At 50.9% G+C, this 22,857-nt stretch carries 20 protein-coding genes, 1 tRNA gene and 1 pseudogene; 16 read left to right on the top strand and 6 right to left on the bottom strand.

Translation table 11 applies throughout. The annotated features are described in order from the left end of the window. Positions 1-765: 765 nt before the first annotated feature. From LJF34_RS26040 to LJF34_RS25990, 11 genes are all read left to right on the top strand, one after another. Positions 766-1,848 carry a DUF2092 domain-containing protein gene (locus LJF34_RS26040; RefSeq protein WP_231189128.1) on the top strand — a complete coding sequence of 361 codons (1,083 nt, stop codon included), beginning with the start codon at positions 766-768 and terminating at the stop codon, positions 1,846-1,848. A 140-nt stretch (positions 1,849-1,988) separates the two neighbouring features. After that, positions 1,989-2,062: transfer RNA gene (locus tag LJF34_RS26035), tRNA-Thr, on the top strand. A 968-nt stretch (positions 2,063-3,030) separates the two neighbouring features. Further along, positions 3,031-3,516: a DUF4129 domain-containing protein gene (locus tag LJF34_RS26030; protein WP_231189126.1), complete on the top strand. Its 486-nt coding sequence runs from the start codon at positions 3,031-3,033 to the stop codon at positions 3,514-3,516. Then, complete coding sequence (locus tag LJF34_RS26025; RefSeq protein WP_231189124.1) at positions 3,513-4,106, top strand: hypothetical protein; 594 nt, start codon at positions 3,513-3,515, stop codon at positions 4,104-4,106. The genes LJF34_RS26030 and LJF34_RS26025 overlap by 4 nt, the downstream gene beginning before the upstream one ends. Next, positions 4,103-5,362, top strand: a complete 1,260-nt coding sequence (locus LJF34_RS26020; protein ID WP_231189122.1) for a DUF58 domain-containing protein — start codon at positions 4,103-4,105, stop codon at positions 5,360-5,362. Before LJF34_RS26025 ends, LJF34_RS26020 begins: the two co-directional genes overlap by 4 nt. A gap of 278 nt (positions 5,363-5,640) precedes the next feature. Continuing rightward, positions 5,641-6,093 carry a hypothetical protein gene (locus LJF34_RS26015; RefSeq protein ID WP_231189120.1) on the top strand — a complete coding sequence of 151 codons (453 nt, stop codon included), beginning with the start codon at positions 5,641-5,643 and terminating at the stop codon, positions 6,091-6,093. A 963-nt stretch (positions 6,094-7,056) separates the two neighbouring features. Continuing rightward, complete coding sequence (locus LJF34_RS26010) at positions 7,057-7,431, top strand: hypothetical protein (RefSeq protein WP_231189118.1); 375 nt, start codon at positions 7,057-7,059, stop codon at positions 7,429-7,431. A 371-nt stretch (positions 7,432-7,802) separates the two neighbouring features. Continuing rightward, a complete protein-coding gene (locus LJF34_RS26005; RefSeq protein WP_231189116.1) occupies positions 7,803-8,516 on the top strand; it encodes a type I 3-dehydroquinate dehydratase in 714 nt (237 codons plus the stop codon). A gap of 97 nt (positions 8,517-8,613) precedes the next feature. Then, on the top strand, positions 8,614-9,348 hold the full coding sequence (locus LJF34_RS26000) for a type I 3-dehydroquinate dehydratase (RefSeq protein WP_231189114.1): 735 nt from the start codon (positions 8,614-8,616) through the stop codon (positions 9,346-9,348). A 148-nt stretch (positions 9,349-9,496) separates the two neighbouring features. Continuing rightward, positions 9,497-10,027, top strand: a complete 531-nt coding sequence (locus LJF34_RS25995) for an amino acid-binding protein (protein ID WP_231189112.1) — start codon at positions 9,497-9,499, stop codon at positions 10,025-10,027. Further along, positions 10,024-10,971: a homoserine dehydrogenase gene (locus LJF34_RS25990; RefSeq protein WP_231189110.1), complete on the top strand. Its 948-nt coding sequence runs from the start codon at positions 10,024-10,026 to the stop codon at positions 10,969-10,971. The genes LJF34_RS25995 and LJF34_RS25990 overlap by 4 nt, the downstream gene beginning before the upstream one ends. A gap of 311 nt (positions 10,972-11,282) precedes the next feature. Here the strand turns inward: LJF34_RS25990 and LJF34_RS25985 are convergent, their stop codons facing one another. Further along, positions 11,283-11,717: a universal stress protein gene (locus tag LJF34_RS25985; protein WP_231189108.1), complete on the bottom strand. Its 435-nt coding sequence runs from the start codon at positions 11,715-11,717 to the stop codon at positions 11,283-11,285. A gap of 131 nt (positions 11,718-11,848) precedes the next feature. On the opposite strand from LJF34_RS25985, the gene LJF34_RS25980 reads away from it, so the two are divergent. Next, positions 11,849-12,577: an AEC family transporter gene (locus LJF34_RS25980; RefSeq protein ID WP_231189106.1), complete on the top strand. Its 729-nt coding sequence runs from the start codon at positions 11,849-11,851 to the stop codon at positions 12,575-12,577. A gap of 309 nt (positions 12,578-12,886) precedes the next feature. Here LJF34_RS25980 and LJF34_RS25975 read toward each other — a convergent pair whose 3' ends face one another. The 4 genes from LJF34_RS25975 to LJF34_RS25960 all read right to left on the bottom strand — a co-directional run bounded on the left by LJF34_RS25975 (position 12,887) and on the right by LJF34_RS25960 (position 16,695). Beyond that, entirely contained in the window at positions 12,887-14,188 is a 1,302-nt protein-coding gene (locus LJF34_RS25975) for a TRAP transporter large permease (protein WP_231189103.1), read from the bottom strand. Then, positions 14,181-14,660: a TRAP transporter small permease subunit gene (locus LJF34_RS25970; RefSeq protein WP_231189102.1), complete on the bottom strand. Its 480-nt coding sequence runs from the start codon at positions 14,658-14,660 to the stop codon at positions 14,181-14,183. The genes LJF34_RS25975 and LJF34_RS25970 overlap by 8 nt, the downstream gene beginning before the upstream one ends. Positions 14,661-14,800: 140 nt before the next feature. Further along, positions 14,801-15,853, bottom strand: a complete 1,053-nt coding sequence (locus tag LJF34_RS25965; RefSeq protein ID WP_231189100.1) for a TRAP transporter substrate-binding protein — start codon at positions 15,851-15,853, stop codon at positions 14,801-14,803. Positions 15,854-15,921: 68 nt separating this feature from the next. Then, on the bottom strand, positions 15,922-16,695 hold the full coding sequence (locus tag LJF34_RS25960) for an MBL fold metallo-hydrolase (protein ID WP_231189098.1): 774 nt from the start codon (positions 16,693-16,695) through the stop codon (positions 15,922-15,924). A 49-nt stretch (positions 16,696-16,744) separates the two neighbouring features. Here LJF34_RS25960 and LJF34_RS25955 point away from each other — a divergent pair, with 49 nt between their 5' ends. The 4 genes from LJF34_RS25955 to LJF34_RS25940 all read left to right on the top strand — a co-directional run bounded on the left by LJF34_RS25955 (position 16,745) and on the right by LJF34_RS25940 (position 21,232). Then, positions 16,745-17,518 carry an IclR family transcriptional regulator gene (locus LJF34_RS25955; protein ID WP_231189097.1) on the top strand — a complete coding sequence of 258 codons (774 nt, stop codon included), beginning with the start codon at positions 16,745-16,747 and terminating at the stop codon, positions 17,516-17,518. A 306-nt stretch (positions 17,519-17,824) separates the two neighbouring features. Beyond that, positions 17,825-18,739, top strand: a complete 915-nt coding sequence (locus LJF34_RS25950) for an NAD(P)-dependent oxidoreductase (RefSeq protein ID WP_231189094.1) — start codon at positions 17,825-17,827, stop codon at positions 18,737-18,739. Between the two features lie 36 nt (positions 18,740-18,775). After that, positions 18,776-19,804 carry an alcohol dehydrogenase catalytic domain-containing protein gene (locus LJF34_RS25945; protein ID WP_231189092.1) on the top strand — a complete coding sequence of 343 codons (1,029 nt, stop codon included), beginning with the start codon at positions 18,776-18,778 and terminating at the stop codon, positions 19,802-19,804. A gap of 738 nt (positions 19,805-20,542) precedes the next feature. Further along, positions 20,543-21,232, top strand: coding sequence for a 4-carboxy-4-hydroxy-2-oxoadipate aldolase/oxaloacetate decarboxylase (locus tag LJF34_RS25940; protein ID WP_231189084.1), 690 nt, complete (start codon positions 20,543-20,545; stop codon positions 21,230-21,232). 955 nt (positions 21,233-22,187) lie between these two features. Here the strand turns inward: LJF34_RS25940 and LJF34_RS25935 are convergent. Further along, a pseudogene (locus LJF34_RS25935) lies at positions 22,188-22,857 on the bottom strand (transposase); the annotation flags it as partial.

Here is a 22,857-nt window from a genome sequence, read left to right as displayed (position 1 = left end):
TCGGTCAGACTACCGATTGAACCTGTATCTCTCCGAGGATTTCAACAGAGCCGATTTGACCACACAGTTCGATTTCTCTGAATTATTCGGAGTAGAGCGCCCCACCTCGTTTCACATCAGTTGCATGCAAACACTCGAAGCACCCGAATACCTCATCGTCATTAGTACCGAAGACACGAGCGAAGTCTCGTATTATGAACGCTCTACAGTTGCGGCAACGATAATCTCCCGGATACGATTCGCTTGAGGTGTTCTGGTGTGTCTGTACAGTACTCCCTTGCGCAAGTATCGAATTGGGCATTGTGATAATTGTGTGGCTTCTTGTGTTGTTTCTCGGTGCTGGCAACCTCGATTGGAGGAATCGATGGCAAGTAAAAAGTCGATTATGACCAAGCTCTCAAAGGACGTCACAGGGACCAGTATGTGATGACCGGTTCACCGCCGAGTCGTTGTACGACATCGAGTGTTACAGGGGTACGAGAAGGAGATAGACGGGCACGTCGCGGCTGTTTGAAAGCCGCTTTCTGGAGTGTGAGACGAGCGGGATTGATGGAGCGTTGTGCCTGTGTTGGTATTTCCCAAGTGTGCCGTCGTCGCGGTTTTGATGGCAGCCATGTGTTTTCAGAATGCGTCATGCTGAACTGGTCAAACAGTACGTAGTGGAGCATGGATCCGAAAGTGACACCTCGACACCATGTTAATTGTTCGCATATTTTGTTTTTGGATAAAAGATTTCATTAGGGTAGGATTTGCGGTTCTACATGTATGGTCGCACGAAAATCCCTGCTCACACTTGGCCTCCTCACACTCGTCGTCGCTGTGTCCGTCACAGGCTACGCGAGCGTCGGGAATCAAGTCCACGCACAAGACAGTTCAACACCGTCCGAAGCAACGATTGAACAGCATGCTCTCGGAAACAATACCACCGCCAAGAGCGTCACCGGAACGGTGACAATCGAGATGGAACAGCCCAACAACACCCAGACTATGAAAGCCGATGTCTGGCAACGGCTGCCAAATCACGTCCGGTATGAATACACGGCTGGACCGATGGAAGGCAACGTAATGGTCTCGAACGGCTCGGGCTTCTGGATGTACAACGAGTCGACGAACACCGCCCGTCATCTCAGCCTCACTGGCGAGAATGCGGGTATGATCCAGAACCTTACTGCCGCATTCCAGCAGATATCGAACGGATTTAGCGCGGATTATCAAGGTGAGGCAACTGTCTCCGGACAGGAGACATACAAGGTGACGCTTCAGCCGGAAAATGAATCGCTCCAGCAAGTGATGTCAAATCAGACCGTCTGGCTTGATCAGGACAACTGGTTCCCTGTGAAAACGCAAGTGAGCACGTCTGTTGGCAATGAGACGACCACGACGACGATGACCTACTCGAATCTGAGCTACAATAAGTCGATTCCGGATGAGCGATTCGAGTACACCCCGCCAGAGGATGCAAAGGTCGTCGATGTCGAATTGCCCCAGACGTCGAATTATGAGTCGGTTGCACAGGCACAGAAGGAAGTGAACTTCACGATTCGAGAGCCAACCTCACTTCCAGACGGCTATTCGCTCGAGAACGTGACGGTTAGTTCTGCAAACGGAAACGCATCGGTGTCGTTGCTGTACTCGAATGGGTCTGATTCGTTGGCAGTGACCCAGACGTCGATGACTCGTCCCGTGAGTGGCGAGCAGTCCGTGTCGATTGCTGGGCATGCCGGGTCCTATATGTCGGTTAGTGACCAGCATATACTCCAGTGGTCGGATGCTGAATCACAGTATTCAGTGAGTGGCACCCTCTCAAAAGCATCGCTGATCGAAGTTGCCGAATCGATCTACTGTTGAGGGAACTCCCTGAGGAGTAGGTCTGCAGACAGCATTTTTCTTTTATAAACGGATAGGTAGTCACGAGTGGAATTAATTCGATGGAGGTCGGTTAGAGGAAAAGAGAAAGCCTTTGTCGCCGGCGTAGTGATTCCAGTTGTGCCTTGGTAGCTCAGACTGGCAGAGCAACTCCTTTGTAAGGAGTCGGTCAAGAGTTCAAATCTCTCCTAAGGCTTTCCATACGATTTGTGCACTCGCATGTGAGAAACAAATTTCCGGAGATTGGTCACGGTTAGTATATGCTACTAGCTCTCCAGTTCTTAGTTGGTGTATTGTCTCTCCTGTCGTCATTTTGCGCGATCGTTGCGGTTTAACGTTTGTCATGGGGTTTAAGCGGCTCTCAGGGGAAATCTGAGATAGAGGGCTACCTTTATTAGAATTCTTGGAGAATGAATATTTAGTTGGCTTAATGAGCTCTCAGGCGTCACTGCTTCAGTCGCGATTACAAACAACACGCCAAGAGCAACGCGATCTCCTTGGCTGGCTTTTCATTGGTACACTCACGACAGGAGTTACGCTACTCCTCGGATTACCGCTTACACGGACGCTTCCAGTTGTAGGAGTCTTTGCTCTCGGGAAACTGCTTGATCTGCTGATCGCTGTCTTTGCACTCCCCAAAGTGCTCGAAAGTCTTGTCCCAGGACTTGTGCTCTTGGTTTTGAGTGGGTGGCTTTTCTTCAGTGATGGTTCATCGTTGATTATGATTGGAACTGCCTTTGCGAGCGGTTGGATTCTGCATAGCGCTATTCGCTCCTCGGGTAATCCGCAGAATAACAAATGAGACAAGTAAAACGAAATTAGGCTGGTCTGTTCAGCCGAGAATCGCTCCAAAGCGTCCTACATAGTGGTGAAACGAGCGTCACTTTTATCTGCATAATAATCGTAACTAACAAAGTCTGGGAACAAGATATAAGACCTGTATAGATGGTCGAAATTACTCGCAGTTCACTTCTCTCTGTAACTACAGCCTGTCTTTGCGTTATTGTCGTGGGTGTCTCAACTACTACGTTAGAACTGTCTCTTTCAACAAACTCAACACCGACGCTTCCATCCTCACAAACACCAAAATCCGGACTATCGCTCTTCGCGCTCCTTTATTTACTTCTAAATGCACTTCTATCTCTCTTTGGTCTTTCGCTAAATATGAAAGGAGGCGGGGCAGCAGGCTTTCCGCTAATTAACGTGATTTTGGACAGCTTACAGCAACTGTACAACCACCGTCTCGTCCTCATAACGAGTCTGTTACTACTGATTATCTGCGTGCTTGGTCTGAAGAATCATGATCAGATCACATTGGGCCAACTAGAGACACCATCTAATAATCAAAACACGACAACACGGGAACAACCAATAAGCGATTGGCCAAGAGAGAAGCCTTCTAACGATATTTCTAAAGCATGGATCGAAATGATTCAAATAGCGGAGATCGACGATCCCCATGTTCGAACACCTAAAGAGTGTCAAACTGCGGTAATCAAGGCAGGTTTTGATCCAAAAGCTGTGGAGACAATCACGAAGGCTTTTGTCAAAGTCCAGTATGGTAACAAATCAGTAACGCCAGTACATCACAATCGAGTCCAGGCAGCTCTCTCAGACCTACTTTCTACTGACGGTGCTAGCCAGGAATGAATCGATATCTGAATACTGCCCGCAAATGGACGGTACTTCTCGGGATCTCTTTACTAATTGTTGCGGGAGTAATGGTTGGACTCTCGAAAATAGAAATCGGGGGAACGTACGATTGGTTAAATAATAGATCGATTATTGGAGCCACTTTTGTTTCAATTACGACGGTTGCAGTTGCGATGTTACTCAATATTAATTGGCTGACCACCGATTCAGGAGGCATACCCGCAACGCCAGAAACAACATCTGAGATCCCTTTAGCTGGATCAGAACTCGAGCAAATCGTGGCTCGTCGTGTCTTACCCCGACATCTGCCGCCTAATGAGCGTACCCAAGTCCAGGCGCAGCTCCAAGAGACAACGATACTGACGATCCAGCGCACGAGAGATGTGTCGCACCAACAAGCAGAAAGATTCCTTGAGCAGGGTGAATGGACTGAGAATCGAACAGCAGCCGCATTCCTTGGTGAAACAACGCCACCACCTGGATACCAACTCCGTAATCACGTTTCCAATCAGCTTGCATTTCAGTATGGGGTTCGACAGACGGCGATTGCAATTGTAGCATTTGAGAACGAGCATGGGGAAGCATGACGACTATTCACCGAACTCACCGATGGCAAACAATATTTATTATTGCCTTAGTTACAAGCTCAGCTGGAGTCTATCTCAAACAGCCATCACTCCTCTTAACATCAGTTGTCAGCATCGTGTACGTGACATACCCACTGCTAACATCAGAACCGGCAGTCGATTTAGCGCTATCTCGAACGTTTACTGATGAGACACCGGAACACGATGATTCGGTTACTGTCACTGTGACGGTGACAAATACAGGTAGGCAAACACTCTTCGATGTACGGCTGATTGACGGGGTACCACCGCTCTTAGCAGTTACTGATGGGACCGCACGACACACAGCAACGCTACGTCCGGGTCAATCAACGACCTTCCACTATACAGTCAAAGCAAAGTATGGCACTCACCAGTTTGAGCCAGCAACAGCTGTCGTCTATGATATCTGTGCCAGCACGCGAGTTCAAACAGAAATTTCGTCCAAGACGCAGTCAGCCATAGAGGAGACACTAGAATGTACCGTTGATATTCGAAACTTTACATTACAACAGACACAGCGCTACACTGGCCAGACGAGTGCTGCTGTCGGTGGATCTGGCATTGAGTTTTATCAAACACGAGCGTACCAGCGGGGAGACTCGGCAAATCGAATTGATTGGCGACGATTTGCACGAACAGGGGATCTGACGACGGTTGAATTTCGAGAAGAACGGCTCACAACGGTTATTCTCTGTCTTGATGCACGAGAAGAAGCGTTCCGCACTCGTCGGGCAACTGAACCACATGCAGTCTCCTTTAGTGTTGCTGCCGCGACGAAGGTGGCTTCACTCCTCAGTGAGCGGTCTGTGCGCATTGGCGTCGCAATCATCGGAGAAGAGTTCAAGTGGCTAGCTCCAGGCACAGGGCAGCACCACCAAGCAGAAGTTTCACATCTCCTCAAAAATCACCAGACTCGTTCTGTAACTCCCGCACAATCCATACAGGACATAGACCCTTCCGATCAGATACGAAGCTTTCTCGCACGGAGTGGAAAAAGCGTTGACGTGACGTTATTTACTCCGTTATTAGATGATTTTGGAGTGACGGCGGCACAGCATCTTACGGTAGATGGCCATACACCGACGGTGGTGAGCCCAGATGTGAGTACGGATGAAACCCTTGGTACAGAACTTGCTCAAATTGAACGAAAGAATCGAATCCAGATGCTACGGGATGTACAGATACCGGTTTGTAATTGGCAACCAGGAAACCCGGTTGTCTGGCCGAGCAGGTAAGAGAGGTGGAAAGTATGAACAATTCAAACCCGCGAATTACGACACACCCGAGTTATACGAGTAGTACCATTGCTCTCTGTGCTGCAGTCTGTGTCGTTGGTGTTCTTACGACGCACCCGCTCCAACGAAAAATCGTTGGCATCGAGGCAATAGGGCTGCTCATACTCCAATTGAGTATTGTTGTACAGCGTCGCTGGAATCGCATGAGTGGACTTGCATGTATACTGCTTGGAAGTCTCCTCACTACCATCTCCCTTGGACTGGGTATCGTTTTCCCGATGAATCTCATTGAACGGAGTGCCTTCGTCGGCGGGATGTTTGGTCCGGTCGTGCTGTTACTCGGGCTTTATCCACTTCATAAATCTGTATCACGGTGGCTCACCGGGATTAGTACGGCGCTGCTCATCTATAGTGCTGTAGTAAATGGATGGGCAGCACAATTGAGCCACCAGCAGTTGCTCGGAGCGATCATGCTAACGATCCTGGCGTGGGATGCCGCTGGACATGCAATTTCACTTGGGAAGGAAGTTGGGCGAGGATCACGCTCATTTGTGGTGTCGAGTGTGCATACAGTAGGTACTCTTACCGTCGGTATGGGAGGGATTTTGATAGCAGATGTATTCAATCGTCTCCGGGCGGTAGCGATACCAGCTGCATCATTTACGCTGCTCTTGGGTGTTTTGCTTCTGTTGCTGTTCGCGCTCTATCTTGGTGATCTAGAGAGAAGTTGAGAGACAGAGAACTGAAGCGAGAGTTAGTTCGGCAAGTCTTCTGCTCAGTCCTCACGCATCCCAACACGGGAAGCCACCGGGATCGTTGCAGTCGCAGTCTTCCAGTTCAGCATTGTCTTCGTTCTCTAAGGGAAGACATTGAGCATCTCGTCGTCCGTTGCGGTTTCGACTGCAGCCATGTGCTTGCAGAATGCGTTACGGTGGATATGCTTAGCTCTTTAGCGGAGAGGAGTTTGTAGCATAGACTGCGCACAGATTGATTCGGGGCTCCCGGGGTGGTGTTACTTCCGCTTATGGATTTAGGAGGCAGAAAGCGACTTAGTACTGCTCAAAGTTGCGTCTGCTCGGTGTTGATTGGTCATTTTGGGCAATTTTACAGAGTGTATGACAAATATCATATAGTTTTTGGATCCACCTTCGCAAGTAGAAATGTATTGTTGTAGACTGGAATTTGTAGTGATAAACGGTAAATGGTCTTGTTTATATATCACAATACAATATTTGCGAGACCTATCAATCACATACCATATTACAATTGATATACTGCCAATTAGGTGGATATACCCCTCCACTAAGTTATTGATAAATACAATTGCAAGGAAATATTATTTCTGGTTGGTTAGTTCAGATACCCCACTGCTCCTTCCGATTGAGATTGAATGGATGGGCTGATTACACAGAGTAAACCCGCATCGAAAAGTGGTGTCATACTTTTAAAACCCAGGTCTACTGTTTCTGTAGCTCATGGGTGGCAGTCAGCTGACTGTCCAGTGCTGTCTTGGACAATTCCCACAATTCTATAACTATCAGATACCGTACTAATCGCTCGTCAACCGAACACCTGTCGAGGAGGAGACAAACTAGACATTGCCACTTTTTGAGATTGATAAAATGATGAGGATTTAGGAGGGAATTGGCCTCTGACGGAAACATCTATTTTCTTCCCTCGAAAAAAGGATAGTAATGGGCCAGAACGTCAACGTCATTGGGCTCGAAAAACAGAATAATCGAAAAGCGAACTCTGCGAGTATTGGTCCTACGTATGACAAGCACTTAGTTGTAGAGATAAACGGAACCGAAGAGAGAATTCCAGTTATAGGGCTTCATCTTTCCTCGTTTGAGTATGTTTCTCGTCAGCATGATGAACCAGATCCACTGTCTTTTGATCGAGTATTTGTAGATGACAAAACGCTTCATGCAGAAAAGTGGCTTAGTGAGGATACCGTTCTTGAATTACTTCATCCTAGTTCTGGTGGTTTATGGGAAATTCACCGTATCGAGAACGCTCCAAAAGACCGTGACTTCCCTACAATTTGGGAACGAAGTTCTTCGGATTGAGTCTACAAAGAATAAGATCAATTTTAGAAGAGAATCCTATCAGCTTCGATATGGTCACGATTTCGCAATTTGGATAGAGAAATTGATCAGTTATTGTTATTATAACCGCTATCAAACAACAACCCCCATATTCGTGTCTCCTTATTCCAATTAGAACAATGCAGAAGTTAGACGATCTACAGAACTATTTGGAAACTCTGGATTCGGTCATCGTCATATCGCGGATTGTGGAACTATACAATCTCCTTCAGAACGGCAATTTCATGTTATACATCAATTACTAATGTCCTCCTTGAGAATTATATTGGTGGTTTTCTCATATGTGCGAAGTCACAAATACACTTTTGTACTTTCGAGGGCTTTATTTTCGTATGCAGGTCGATGACTTCGCGCTTGCGGCGATCACTTCTGAGCTATCTCAAGAGCCACAGGCACGGGCGTACGCTGACTACGTCGAATTTTCTATGTCCGCAGTGGAAGATCCTATTACTAAACTGCAAGAATACACGGGAGAGTTGCCACTCATTGTTACCAACCATCCGAGTCCAAAAGCTACTGAGATCGATAGCGACGACCGAATCGATGCGTTGGTTCAGGCGTCACAGATCAACCAAGTCGAGATCGTTGATATTGGCCTATCTGACGCGAAAGAAAATGAACAGATGGTTTCAGGAATCGAGGCACAGACGATCGTCTCCTATCACAATGGGTCTAATACACCGGACATCAATGATCTCACTCGAGTCATCGATGAGTGCAATGCGATCGGTGATTTCGCTAAAATCTCTGTCTTTGCCGAATCTCGAAGTGATGCATTAGATGTCCTCCAAGTGATTCACAGGGCTAACGAGGATGGTGTCAAAATCATTGGAGTGGCGATGGGTGAAGAAGGTCGCCACACCCGTATTATCGGGCCATTCTATGGCTCTCGGATCGGATACGCCCCACTTGACGAGGAAATGGCCGAGCCGGGCCAGGTCGAACTGGAAGAATTAGCTTCCTTAATCCAGTCAGTAGCACACGGTGGCGATGACGTAAAATTAATGGACAATCTCAAGGACAAGTTCCCATCTGTCCCCAAGTGAGCGTACGATTGATGGGCGGAACTCCCTCTAGTATGTATAAGGAGTATTGATTCTGTCCGGCGAAGATTTTATACCGTGGATTGAGAGACACTACCACATGAAACTGGATGGCTTCGCACTGGCTGCAACAACAAACGACCTCACACGAGAGCCGGAGGCTCGTGAGGCAGCGGATGTCCTCGAATTCCGGATGGACAGCGCACAAGACCCGATTGGACAACTTCGTGAGTACGACGGTACGCTCCCGATAATTGCGACGAACCGAACGAAATGGTTCGGCGGCGAGGCAAACGATACTGGGCGGCTTGACCGTCTCGCTGCGGCGTCACGCTTCGACGCAGTTGAACTCGTAGATATCGAGTTGGAGACTGCCCGTGCAATGGGATGGATTCTCGATGAGTTTCGACAAAACAACGTCAAGCTCATCATCTCGCATCACGACTTCAACGAGACACCGGAATCAAAGGTGCTTGACGCACTCTTTGAGCAGTGCGCGCAATACGGAGATGTCGCAAAAGTCGCCACATATCCGCAGGACAACGATGACGTACTCCGTCTTCTGAAAGCCATCAATACAGCAACGAACAACGGGATGAACGTTGCAGGGATCTCAATGGGAGGGATTGGGAGTCACAGCCGCGCCGTTGCACCGCTCTATGGTTCAAAACTTGGATATGCACCCCTCGCCTCAGACACTAGCAAGTACGCTCCGGGACAGATCCCACTGAAGAAACTGTCCGTACTCGTTGAGATACTCCAGACGGCGAGTGAAGACGTCGATGAACTCGAGTCGTTGAGTGAGAAGCTCGCCGACCGAGAGACGTTCGCATAGGCCCATCCCAGATTCACGTGTTTTCGACAATTACCCGCAACACTGGCTTGAACAGTCACACGCAAACCGCCGGGATTCATATAACTGCATCTGGTGAGTAATTCACAATGAGTGAGCGAGCCAATCTCTATCGGAGGAAGAATTACGCATGAACGAACCACAAAGCGAGGCGAAAGCCTACACGATTCGCCTCGAGCTGGTCGACGAACCCGGTGAGTTGCTTCGTGCACTCCATCCAATCGGGGAGAACGGCGGGAACTTATTGTCGATATATCACGAGCGAGGACACATTACGCCCCGCGGCCATATCCCCGTCGAAATCGACCTCGAAGCGACGCCGAAGCGGTACGAGATGATAGTTGACACACTCCGTGAGGAGGGAATCAACGTGATTCAGGCTGGGACGGAGCGGTACAGTGAGTCACTAACCGTACTGCTCTCAGGAGACCTCGTCGACACCGGCCTCTCGGACACGTTAACACGAATTCGTGAGACCACGAACGTAACGATCGCTGATTTCGAGCTGTCCGCACCGCAAGGGTCTAACGATATATCAAGTGGGCGACTTCGTCTTGGTATTGAAGAGGGTAAGACCGAGCACACCCTCTCAAAGATTCGGGAAATTGCCGTAGAAAAAGACATTCGCGTCATCGAACCACTTTCGGGGGAGTTTGCATGAAACTCGCAGTCATTGGGGCGGGCACGGTCGGTACATCGGTCGCGAAAATAGCCTCTGATTACGGTCACACAGTGACCGCGCTCGCTGACTCATCGAGTGCGGCAATCAACCCGGATGGTCTCGATGTCGAGGACGTCCTTTCAAAGAAGCGTGGCACAGAAGACATCGGGACAGACACCGTCGAGGACGCGTTGGCGAGCGAGTATGATGTTCTTGTTGAAGCGACTCCCACGACGCTCGATACCGCACAGCCAGCCTACGACCACATTCGGGCGGCATTTGAACGAAACAGAAATGTCGTGCTTGCGAACAAAGGACCCGTCGCGCAACGATACGCAGATGTTCGGGCACTTGAACGAGAGAGTGAAGGTGAGCTCCGTTTCGAGGCGACAGTCGGAGGGGCGATGCCAGTTATTTCGACGATCGAGGACTACGGACCTGAACATGTGAATGCTCTTCGCGGTGTACTGAACGGGACTGCAAATTTTATCCTCTCAAGAATGGCGGCCGAGGGACTTGACTACGATCACGTGCTTGTAGAAGCACAAGACCTCGGTGTTGCGGAGGCCGACCCGTCTTTCGATGTCGAAGGGACGGATACCGCACTCAAATGCGTGATCGCCGCGAATGTACTCGCGCAAGGGGAGCGTGAATATACGCTCGATGACGCGTCTGTTGATGGAATCGTCGGAATTTCCGGCAGTGCACTGTCGCTCGCGGACGCCGATGGGCGGACGGTCCGTCTTGTTGGCGAAATCGTGGACGGCGAGATTCGCGTTGGACCACGGATCATTCCACAACAATCCCCACTCGTTGTCTCCGGTACCGAGAACGTCGTCCAACTCGCAACCGAGAACGCTGGACAGTTGAGTATCTCAGGTCACGGCGCCGGCGGGTCGACGACTACAGTCTCTATCATGGCCGATATCCGTCGTTTGGAGTGACAGCATAGCCTTACTCTGTGATTCTCTTTTCGTCGATCGATAGCAGAACTCTTATACCATATAAAAATCTACGGCTCATAGAGTCATCTTTAGGTGATTTGATGAGCGTGGCCAAGCTGGACACCAGTTTTGGTACAGCTAGTCGCCAATTGTAACATCAGCAACTATGCCCGCCGAACACTGCGCAAATGCATGCTATAGCTTCAACTATCTACGCGCCCCGACTCGCTCTATCGACTAAAAGTCACGGCAGATCTCATCCCATCTCAGGTTAGGTTTCTCCCGGCATTCATCACCCCGTGACGCAGTCATTAGGAGTGGTCAGCGAGCGAGACAACGGGGCAGGACGCGTTTAGTAGGACGGTTTGTGCGACGCTTCCGAAAAGTAGCTTCCCCGTCTGTGAGCGGCGTCGTGGACTGATCACCACATAGCGTGCCTGCTGGTCGTCCGTGTACTCAACGATCTCGCTCGCTGGGTCACCGATTCGGCCAACGGTCGTTGTCTCGACCCTCGGTGGGTGCGTATCCACAAGTGACTTCGCCGGCTGCGCGGCTTGCCCTCGCAACTCGGCGGTACTGACTGCCTCGTCTTTATTTGCATTGTCTTCTTCAATTTGGATGGCCTCCGAGCGCTTCATCACGTGCAGGACGTGGACCTCTTCTTCGAACGTCTCTGCCAGGGTAGCGGCTTCCGCAAGTACATCTGTCGCTCGTTCCGTACGATCGATGGCTGCAACGATGACCATAGGTCCCATATGGAGCCACCTCTATTAGTTGTTGGTGACTCTGGATAGGTTCCTGCGGTTTCGTTGATTGCATGAATAAGTTTCGCCATGCCACAGCGGTATGTTTTTGCACATTCCGTTTGATAAATTTGATGTATGTCATCCGTTCTGGAATCATCATTACAGCCATCCTTCCGACGTTCCTGATAATCGGAATCGGAGCAGTGCTAGATCGGTTAGAGGGTCTTGACCCAGGGCCATTGAACACGCTGACGTTGTTCGTGTTAACGCCGGCACTCACGATCCACAGCATTGCGCTCACAACACTAGGAGCAGACGCGCTCCTCAAGATATCTGTTGGCGTCGTCGCATTCCTCGCATGTACTCTGGCAGTAAGTTGGGCGGTCGGAAAAGCGCTCCAAATGGAAGAAACGTTCCTCAACACCTTTCAGCGGATCGCGTCCTTCGGTAATACCGGCGCACTCGGCATCCCGCTCGCTACATTTGCCTTCGGTGATATCGGCCGGCAGACCGCGGTCCTGTTCGCCGCAGTTCATGGCGTGTTCGTGTACACAATCGGGCTTGCTATTGCAGCAAATTCAGGCGGTCAGCCCGGCCTTGAGAGCCTTAGACAGGTATTTCGGTATCCGGTTGTCTACGCAGTCTTGATCGCAGTCGCTGTCCGTACTATAGATATCGTTCCGCCCGCGGGAGCGGCGACAATGCAAACGATCGGAATGCTTGGGAACGCCTCGATTCCTGTAAGCTCATTATTCTTGGCATCCAACTCCCTAATACGGAATACCATCGTGTCTCCTCGCTTACTCTTCCACCCTCGGCCTCTCGATTTCTCGTCTCGCCCACCATCGGTCTTGCCGTAGCGCTTGCGCTCAGTTTTCGTAACGTGACAGTTGATCGGGTATTTATTTTGCTCACGGCTATGCCAGTTGCTGTGGCGCCATTTATTTTCGCTGTAGAGTTCGCGAGTGAAACGACTATCCGTGGTGTGGGCCTCCCTGAATACGTTTCAGTAAATGTGCTTACAACGACGCTTATGTCCATTCCTGTTCTCTCAATCGTTGTCCTGATCTTAAAGACGGGAGTCGTCGTCTGACCCGCCATTACGTTAGTGTCGACGAGATATCAGCTACGAATAGTGGATGGATAGAAAACCGGTGAATACAGGTTTCTTAGAAGAGCCCGAATGCACGGGGGACCGCCAGCGTTAACGGAGGAACGAGGATGATCAAGAGGAGGACAAACGCAAGTGGCAGATAGTAGGGGATCATCGACCGCATAACATCATCAAGAGATTCGTCAGTAACGCGCTCCAGCACAAAGAGAATCAGGCCAAAGGGTGGTGTGATAAGTCCGTACATTAGGGCAACAACCATGACGATTCCGAACTGAACTGGGTTGATGCCCAGCGTCGGATAGAGCGGTACCAGCATTGGGACCATGATCAGAAGAACTGCCGTACCTTCCATGAACGTCCCCAGGATCAGCAGAATGGCAGTGAGGATTAACATCGTCACGGGAGGGCTCGCAGAGATTCCAACGAGAATTTGCCCGATCAAGTCGGGGATACCGGCGAGCGTTAACCAGTACGCGTAGAGATTCGCAAAGCCGAAGATGACAACAATGCTCGCAGTGTCCTCGAACGTGTCCTTGCTGACCTCTATCAGGTCGGTCAGCCCGATTGAACGATAGTAAAACACGCCAAGAAGTATTGCATACACGACGGCGATCAGCGCGGCTTCTGTTGCGGTGAACACGCCGCCGAGGATCCCACCGACAATAATGAGTGGCGTGATAAGCCCAGGCACGGCCCGAAGAAAGGACTCAAATAGGTTCGAGAGATCGTGACTGTCTTCCTTCGGCCATCCGTCACGCTTGGCGAGGTAGAACGCCGTGGCTGCCATCGCGAGCGCCATGAGAAGACCCGGAATGATACCGGCGACGAATAGCGTCCCAATCGAGCGTTGTGCGAGCACGGCGTAGACGACGACGGGTATGCTTGGTGGAATGATCGGCCCGATGATTGCGGAGGCACCGGTAATACCGACGGCATCATCCCCGTCGTAGCCATTCGACGTCATCGCCTCGTATTCAACACTTCCAATACCTGCAGCGTCTGCGACGGCAGAACCGCTCATCCCAGAGAAAATCAAACTAACAAAGACGTTAACCTGCGCGAGACCACCGGGAAGGGGACCGACTAGTTCAGTGGCGAAATTAAACATGTCGTCGGTGATTCCGGTGATGTTCATGATTCGTCCGGCCATGAGGAAGAACGGAACGGCGAGGAGGACCCATGAAGTCATCCCAGCCCAGAACCGTTGCGTAATCACGACGAGATTCAGCGGTGGACCGATTGGCAACAGCATGATGATGAGGACAGTCAGACCTAACGAGTAGGCCGCTGGCACGCCAACGGCGTACAGTGCCATGAGAATGGCGATGAACGCGACGAGTAGGAGAATCTCAGGCATTGGTCCTCCCCAAGAATTCGGTAACACGCTTACGCGTGTCAAGCACGACCACGATGAAGAGGCAGGCAGCACTCAGCGCGATTATGTTGTACGCCCAACCAACCTTGAACCACCCAATCATCGGAAGCGCGGTGTCCCCGGAAACATTGGTCGCTCGATACGCAGATAACACGAGCGTGGCCGAGAAGAACGCCATCAGGATGTTCCGGACGAACAATACCTGATCGGTCCGGGTGATGATACGTTTTAGAACAGGGAGGAACGAGATGTCCGCCTCGTTCTGGAATAGATATGGGAGTGCGATAATCGTCATTAGTGCCAAGGCAGTTCGCGCGACTACGTAAGTCCAGTTGAGGTCAATGGGGAAAGTAATGTAGCGACTAGCCACCTGAAGGAGTCCGACAACCAGCATTACATTTAGTAGGACCACCCCTATGGTAGTGGTGATCCGGTCTAACCAGTTCTGCGCCATAGTGGGAAAGCCCGCCGGTCCACTAAAAACATTTTGGTTCCCCGTTGAATGATCAAGACAGATGTCTTGATCGACGTGGGGGGAACACGGAGACGACTGTGGAGTATCCTATCTCTGACCATCCATGGGAGCCGAGAGATTTACTTGAGGTTGAGGACATCATTGATGTTGACTGCCCACTTGTTCTTCGAGAGTTGCTTGAGCGCCGGCATTCCAGCGTTCACGAAAGCCTCACGGTCCACCTTATCTGCTGGAACGACGTTCGTGCCTTTCTGCTTGGCTTCCTTGTAGAGACTCGACTCATTGCTCTTGATCTGCTCGGTCATCTTTTTCACGGCGTCACTCGCGGTCGACGTAATGAGGTCGCGGTTGTCGTCACTGAGCCCGTTCATGAACTCCTGATTATAGAGGAAGTGCTTCGTGCCGAGTAAATGATTTGTAACGCTGAAGTGGGACTGAACCTCGTAGAGGCTGACCGAAAGGAACTGCGAGATGGGACCTTCGGAGGCATCGACGACACCCGTTTGGAGTGCCGAGTAGAGTTCGTCGTACGCAACTGGAGTGACATCCGCCCCGATTTCGCCCCAGACTTTGGTCCACGTGTCATACTGTGGAAGACGAAGCTTCATGCCCTGTACGTCTTTCGGGGTCTTTACCGTGGAATTACTAGTGAAGCCACGATTGCCAACATAGAACGCATCACCCAGTTGGACGCCGTTCTTCTTGAGAATCCCGTTCAGACCGTCGTCCGGCTTCAAGTACTTGTCCGTGACCGCTTGATAGTGGTCCATATCTTTAATAACGAACGGGTCACCAGCGAAGGAGTACTTGGACGCCCATCGCTGCGCGAGGGCGGTCGGGCTCTCGTGGAGGATGTCGACGGTCCCACTTTCGAGAGCATCAAGATTGTCCTCTGTTCCACCGAGTGAGCCAGCCTTCAGGTTGACTGATATTTTTCCATCGGATTTCTTCTCGAGAGGCTGGGTGAAGTGCTTCTTGGCGGCCTTCACCGAGATATTCTCCGGAGGCTGAGTCGTCGCGAGCGTAATCGTCAGATTATCACCGTCCGATTGAGAGTTCGACGAACCACTGTTAGTGGAGCAACCTGCGAGGCCGGCCATCCCGATACTTAGGGCGACACCACTCTTTTTCAATAGGCTACGCCGAGACTGCTCTGTCTGGTCATGGACCATACTACTCCGACCTAACCAGTCCCTAATAAAGATTATGGTAATGGATTGACAACGGCGCGTCGAACGGTTCAGTTATCGGGCCGCGGATCCCACTCCCGCTCGACAAGAAAGTCGTCGAGTTTCTGCTTCGGGTTTTCGAAGACGTTCGACCCATGGAAGACGAGGACGGTATCGAAGTCGTACTGGAGCAAGTCGTAAAGATTGATCTCCGCGGCCTTGTGGTCATCGTTGAATAAAGCGGGCGGTGGAAGGAGATAGCCCTCAGGAAACCCGGCGCGGTCGGCGCCGTCGAGCGCATCTCCCGAAATGAGGATATCGCGGTCACGGAGGAGCAGTGCAGATGTTGCCTTCGTGTGGCCGGGTATCTGAATGACCTCGATATTTCCGTCAAGGACGTCACCATCCTCAAAGCGGTGGTCTGGTTCGTAGTCGATTGCCTCATAGAGCTTGGCTTCGTTTTCGGCCGCGAGGAACTCCGGATCGAACGCCTCCATGACAAACGGGAGGCCACCGTGATGCCCGTGGTCACCGTGAGTGAGGATCAGTCTATCTATCGTTCCAAATTCCGCCCGAATCGTTTCGACGAGTTCCTCGCCGTTCTCGTCGAACCCAGTGTCGATGAGAGTCGTCTTACCCTCGGGGACATCTTCGAGGATGTATACTCGAACGTGCTCGAACTGTACCTTGTAGATGCCATCAGTTACCTTTTCAGCACTCATTTCGGTCAGATAGTCGAATACCGTGCCGAATAAAACTACCGGTAGACAGCATGTCAGGGCTGATCCGAGAGGTTGAGTGAGCACATGAGTATCTATTTTGATGTCAGGAGAAGGTTTCAACATAGTCGAAGTTTTCGGAGGTCTTATCACGACGTTCTTCCTTTGAGAAAGTATGACAAAGGAGAATGACGACGGGTCTCGGAGGCTGAAAAGCGTCAAGCAGGCCTTCGATATGATCGAATATCTGCGGACAGATGGGCCGACGACGCTCTCAGACGTCGCACAGTCGTTGGATTTGCCGATGAGCACGGCACACATTCACTTAGCAACACTCGTGGATAGCGGCTACGTGGTGAAGTCGGATGGCAAGTATCAGTGTAGTCTTCTCTTTCTCAGGACTGGCGGGGAACTCCGTGATGAGATGCCACTCTTCCGGGCGGCGAAGAACGAAGTCGACAATCTGCAAGAGAAACTCGGCGAAATAGCCAACCTCGCGACGATCGAGAATGGATATATGGTGCAACTGTACAAGTCCGAGAACGCAGAGTCAATTGACGACAACGCTCCGCTCGGTGATCACTTCTACATGCACACGACGGCGACGGGTAAGTCGATGCTTGCTCATCTTCCTCAGGAGGACTGTGAAGATATTCTCGAGCGTCGTGGACTCCCGCGATCAACGGAGGGAACCATCGATGACTATGAGGAGTTGATGACTGATCTTGAGACGATCCGTGAACGAGGGTACTCCATCAATCGTGGTGAGCACTTCGGCGGCGTCTGTGCGGCTGCTGTTCCAATAATGTCGAAGAATCACTCGGTGCTTGGCGCAATCAGCCTCAGTGGGCCGATTAGCCGGATGAGCGACGAGCGGATTGAAGATGAAATTTCCCCAGAACTATTTGATAAAAAGAACATTATCGAGCTGAAACTCAAACAGTATTAGCTCACTTTTCTTCTAAATTACAAGCGTAGCAATGTGATGGGGGTGCTGCTCACCCATCTAAATTACAATCGTAGTCATGTAATGGATGATCTGTTCTACCTTTCCACTGTATCGATGTCACAGACGAGAATCACTCACCGATGTGATTCAATAATATTGAAGACCGGGTCCATCTCATCTCCGGAATATTAGATCACGTGCGTAGGCACAGAACGTCTTTTATAATGTAGCATACCCGCGGTGAGAAACACAGCTCCAAAAGGACGACAAAAAGATATTTAACGCTACTTGTACACCTCCCTATCGATGAGTACGCAACGAGTTCTGGTCACCGGACCATACGGTGAGGCTGGGGAGGCGATTATGAACTACCTCCTCGAAGAGGAGGACTATGAATTCACCTTCCTCGACCGGAACGACCACCCAGAGTACGACACGCACGTCGCAGACATCTCTGACTACGAGGCGATCCGACCCGCGTTCGATGATCAAGATGCCGTAATCCATCTTGCTGCCCAATCAGACGCAGGCGCCGACTTTGAAGGAATCGTCGAGCCAAATATCGTCGGCACCTACAACGTCTTGCGAGCGATGAAAGAAGCTGATGTTCCAAAGCTCGTCTTTGCCTCTTCACAGCGCACGATGGGGCTTTACGAGGAGGAACACGAACCCGAACTCTACGAAGAGGACTACCCGAGCGAGTACGATCCGCTCCGACTAACCCACGAAACCCTCCCGAAGCCGGATGGTTACTACGGTGCATCGAAGGTGTTCGGCGAACATATCTGTCAGATTCACGCCCGTCGGGGTGGTTCACCCGAACAGGTGTACGCGCTTCGGATCTCCAGCGTACGTACGGAGACTTACGACCATCCGTACGGGGATGCCGAACGTGGCGTCGAACGCGGAAACGAGGATACGGTAGAAGAAGGGGAGGTCTGGGATCAGTCTCAGACTGGCTCTTGGGAGCGTGGGAGCAAGGAGTACGAACAGATGGTGAAGCGACTGAAAGCGACTTGGACCTCCCAGCGTGATTTCGCACATCTTCTTGAATGCTGCCTACAGGACGAGACAGTGACGTATGACACGTTCTACGCAGTCAGTGACAACGCCGCCCGCTGGTTCGGCACCGAACACGCGAAGGCAGTCCTCGGCTACGAACCTCAGGACGATGCATCTGAATGGGACAGCCCACCGAACACAATCCAGACCCCAAACTAAATGGCACCCCAATCCAGCAAACCAGTAGGTAAGACGATGAAAGCCATCGTTCAAACTGGTCGTGAAGAAGTTGAAGTACAGGAGGTCAGACGGCCAGGTCCAAGCGCGGACGAGGTTCTCGTTCGCGTCGAGTACGCTGGCGTCTGTGGCAGCGACGTCCATGCATATCTACAAATGGATGGCTTCGAGTGGGTGAAGATGCCGCGCGTGATGGGACATGAGTACGCAGGCACGGTTGTCGAAACTGGCGAGAATGTCCCCCGTTTTTCGGTCGGTGAGACGGTGGTCGAAATCCCGATCCATCCCTGTGGAGAGTGTCACCAGTGCGAGATTGGTGAGGAGAACGTCTGTCAGAATACGACGCTCGTCGGGATGGAGACCGACGGTGCTTACTCGGAGTACACGACTGTTGACGCGAACCAGCTCATCGCGATTCCCGATGGGATTGAGACACACCACGCAGCAGTTACGGAGCCCCTCGCAATTGCAGCGCGAGCAGCTTATGAGCGGGCGGACGTTACTCCTGGAGATTCTATCCTCGTCCAAGGACCAGGGCCGATCGGATTGCTGATCGCCGCTCTGCTTGATTCACTTGGAGCGCATGTTATCGTCTCCGGACTCGGAAAAGACACGAAATACCGTCTGCCGCTCGCCGAAGAACTGGGGATAGAGACCGTCGATATCAGCAAGACGGACCTTGGTGAGTACATTGAGAGAGAGACTGATAGTATTGGCGTCGACACTGTGTTCGACACGACCGGCCACAAAAGTGGAGTTGAGACAGCTGTCGACTATGCCCGAAAAGGCGGCGAGGTAATTGTCGTCGGCCTCCCTGGTGAGTCGAGTGAGTTGTTCTTCTCACCGATCGTCCGCGGTGAGCTCGACATCAATACCTCCTATGGGGCGACTCGAGAGAACTACAAGCAGGCAGTGAACGTGCTTGAGGTCGGCGCTGTCGATGTGGAAACGATTATCGATACCAGTTACGAGAGCGACGATCCTGCATCAGCGTTTGAGGACTTCCTTGCTGGACAAACCTGCAAGCCGATGTTCTCATTCCAATAGACAGATGGATTACCGACCGCTTTGGAATGCTCATTCGAGTTCTGCCACATCGGAGACGACCTTCACGGCTCCCAATTGAGGAACGCCTCGAAGGCCTTCCAATCATTGAAGAGAGAATCACTCGTCGACGAATGTGTATGCTGTGATGTCGTCGTGTCGGAAATCACAGTGCGTATTCGAAATTCTCGTATATGGCCCTAGCAGCTCTGAACGTCAATCTCGGCGCGAGCAAGTGAGGTGGATGATAGTGGGGTTTCACCAGTTTGGCCGACGAGTACGATCCGCTAGCCCTTTCGTACCTTCCCGGACACAGTCATAAGCCCGGACCGATGTCCGGTCATGTCGAAGACGATATCATAGCCACATCGTCGTTGAATTTGCCTCGCCAGTCTGTGAAATTCTCCATCACAATGCTGACCATCATAACTCCGAGATTACGGGCCAACGGAAGCCGATACACCTCATCTTGACCCGCGCTGGAGACGATGATAGTGTCATACCATGGGCTCTCACGACTTGTACGGTAAGTATCCTAATTGTGCCGGGGGCCTGCTAAGAGCACTCTCTTTGGACAATCTTTACCAATTCACATACAGCCACTTCTGTGAGGCCAATAGACATAATTCTAGGAAAGTGTACTGGCTCATTCTCGGCTGTAAATGGCAATATAGGGTCAGTTACGAATGATGGATCACAGAGACCGATAGTTTAAGGTACGGTAATCACATTGTGAGAGGTGTGCATACCGTAGAGCCAGAGATCGAACGACCAGATAGTGAAGTTGTTGAAGATTTCGAAGGAATTCCCAGCTCTGTCGCGTCGGATGTGACGGGGAACGTGCGCTTCGCAATGGACTCCGGGATCAAGCCAGTATACGACGGAGCAACACTCGTGGGGACTGCAGTGACAGTAAAGGCAGAGCCAGGTGACAATCTCATCATCCACAAAGCGATCACGATGGCGGAACCAGGCGACGTGCTCGTCATAGATGCAAATGGCTACGTCGAAACTGGTCATCTCGGCGAACTCATGTGCGCCTCTTGTAAGGCGAACGACCTCGCCGGCATCATCATCGACGGTGCGATCCGCGATAGTGCAGATATCAAGGAGATGGAGTTCCCCGTATACGCTCGAGGGATCCACCCACAGGGTCCGCTGAAGCAGAGCCCTGGATCGATTAATGTTACCATAACATGTGGTAAAGTAGCAGTCGATCCTGGAGATATCATCGTCGGTGACGACGACGGTATTACGGTTGTTCCTGGTGAAAATGCAGAGAAAGTACTCAAAGACGCTCGTGAGAAATTTGCCGCCGAAGGTGACACACGTGAACTCGTCGAGGATGGTGCATACCTTTACGAAGCTAAAGGATACAACAAGCTATACGAGGATATGGACGTCGTCGGCCCCGAAGATTCCGTCCAATAACAATACGAACAGATAGACAGAGCTGATTGAGGAACGACAGTACAGATCACGGCCAATATGGATAATGAGATGGACACCTCGTTTGAGTTGAAACTCGTCGAATATACGTATAGTGACAGTCTTATCTTCGATGTCGATATACGTGACGCTCACGCACTCGACGAACTCTTCTTCTGTCAAGACTCATGTACTGAGACTCCGGAAGTCGGTAGCGGAGATGACGTCTCCCTTCAACCCTGGAGGAGATTCTTGCCTTTCAGAGGATATTGATTCTGGCACCTCACCCACTCAGGTCAACCAACCTCTGATAAGGACACGAACCAATCTTTGAATCCTGAGTCAGGCTCACCGAGAGCTTAGTCTCGCGAGGCAAGTCCCTATCAAGAACCCCATTTACCCCAAATTGGAATGGTAATCAATAATTTTATAGGAATCCCTCGTTAGGTTACCCAGTCTTTTTCTTACTCATATCCGATCAACGATCCAAAAACGACTGTGGTACTAAAATAACTGCGTAGCACCAAACTACTCAGTACGACAAACCAGGATTCTGTGAAAAGAAACCAACTGTTCGCTGGCGATACGGATTTTGTGCTTCCCGGAGGGCGGCGACCTGCCGGATTCTACTTCCGCTTACGGCGTTAAGTGGAAGTGGACGGCACACCACCACTTCCAGTGTTATCCGTCGCTACAAAGGCTCTATCGCCCGAGAATGGCTGTTTTCATATCCATAAAGTATATGTTGCTACATCAAATGAGTTATACGGAAGATGAGACTACACCCAGTATAGAGGGGCTAGAATGCACGATTTCGACTGATTTATCGGTCTGCAACCACTTCAAACCGAAGTCTATGGCCAATTCTAGTTAGTATTTTAGCTTTTCCAGGATTTGCGGACTGTTTGAGCCAGAGCTGTTGCTCATCCACGGGAGTTTACTACATCCTACCACAGCACTATCCAATGCCAGTCTGCTTTAGCAGCGTGAGCACCGTGTTTGCCGTCACAACAGGCGATCGCGTGTACTCGCCAGTCAAATCGATCTGAACCAGTAAATCGACCGCACGCCAGATTGAATACAGCAGACACGCAAACGCGAAGTAGAAAAACCGCAACACGAAGTTCTTCGAGGTTGTGGCCGCCATGAACCGCTTAATGCTCTTGTAGCCACTCTCGATTTCCCACCGATACGAATATTCTCGTAACAGTCTCGGATTCCCATTCGTCATAAACACCGAATACTGGCGATAGCCCGTGCGATTGGAATTGTCCCTGCGTCGGTACACAAGCGTTGTCTCATGCCGCTCATCGTCGTTCAATAGGAGGCTCCGGTCAGTCACGTACCGGTCTTGATCCCACTGCAGTAATCGCTTTGCTTGGGCTTGCTCACTTGTCTGCATTCGCTTTGGAACGACGTATTGAAGCCCACGTTGGTCAATTTCCTCTAAGATGTGTGGCTATCGAATTCGCGATCCATCAAGACGTTATCGACGAGGACATGCTCTTGAGCAGAATCTAAGAGATCCTGCACGATCTCTAACCGAGAATCGCCCTTCTGAACCGGCCGAGCATCCAAGACAATCGGTACTGCATTGCCGACGAGCTGGACCGTCGCCCACTGATAAG

The organism is Haladaptatus sp. DYF46 (genome assembly GCF_021083305.1).
Taxonomy (GTDB): domain Archaea; phylum Halobacteriota; class Halobacteria; order Halobacteriales; family Haladaptataceae; genus Haladaptatus.
The sequence above is the reverse complement of the archived record's forward strand: the minus strand, read 5'-3'. Positions and strand labels throughout refer to the sequence as shown.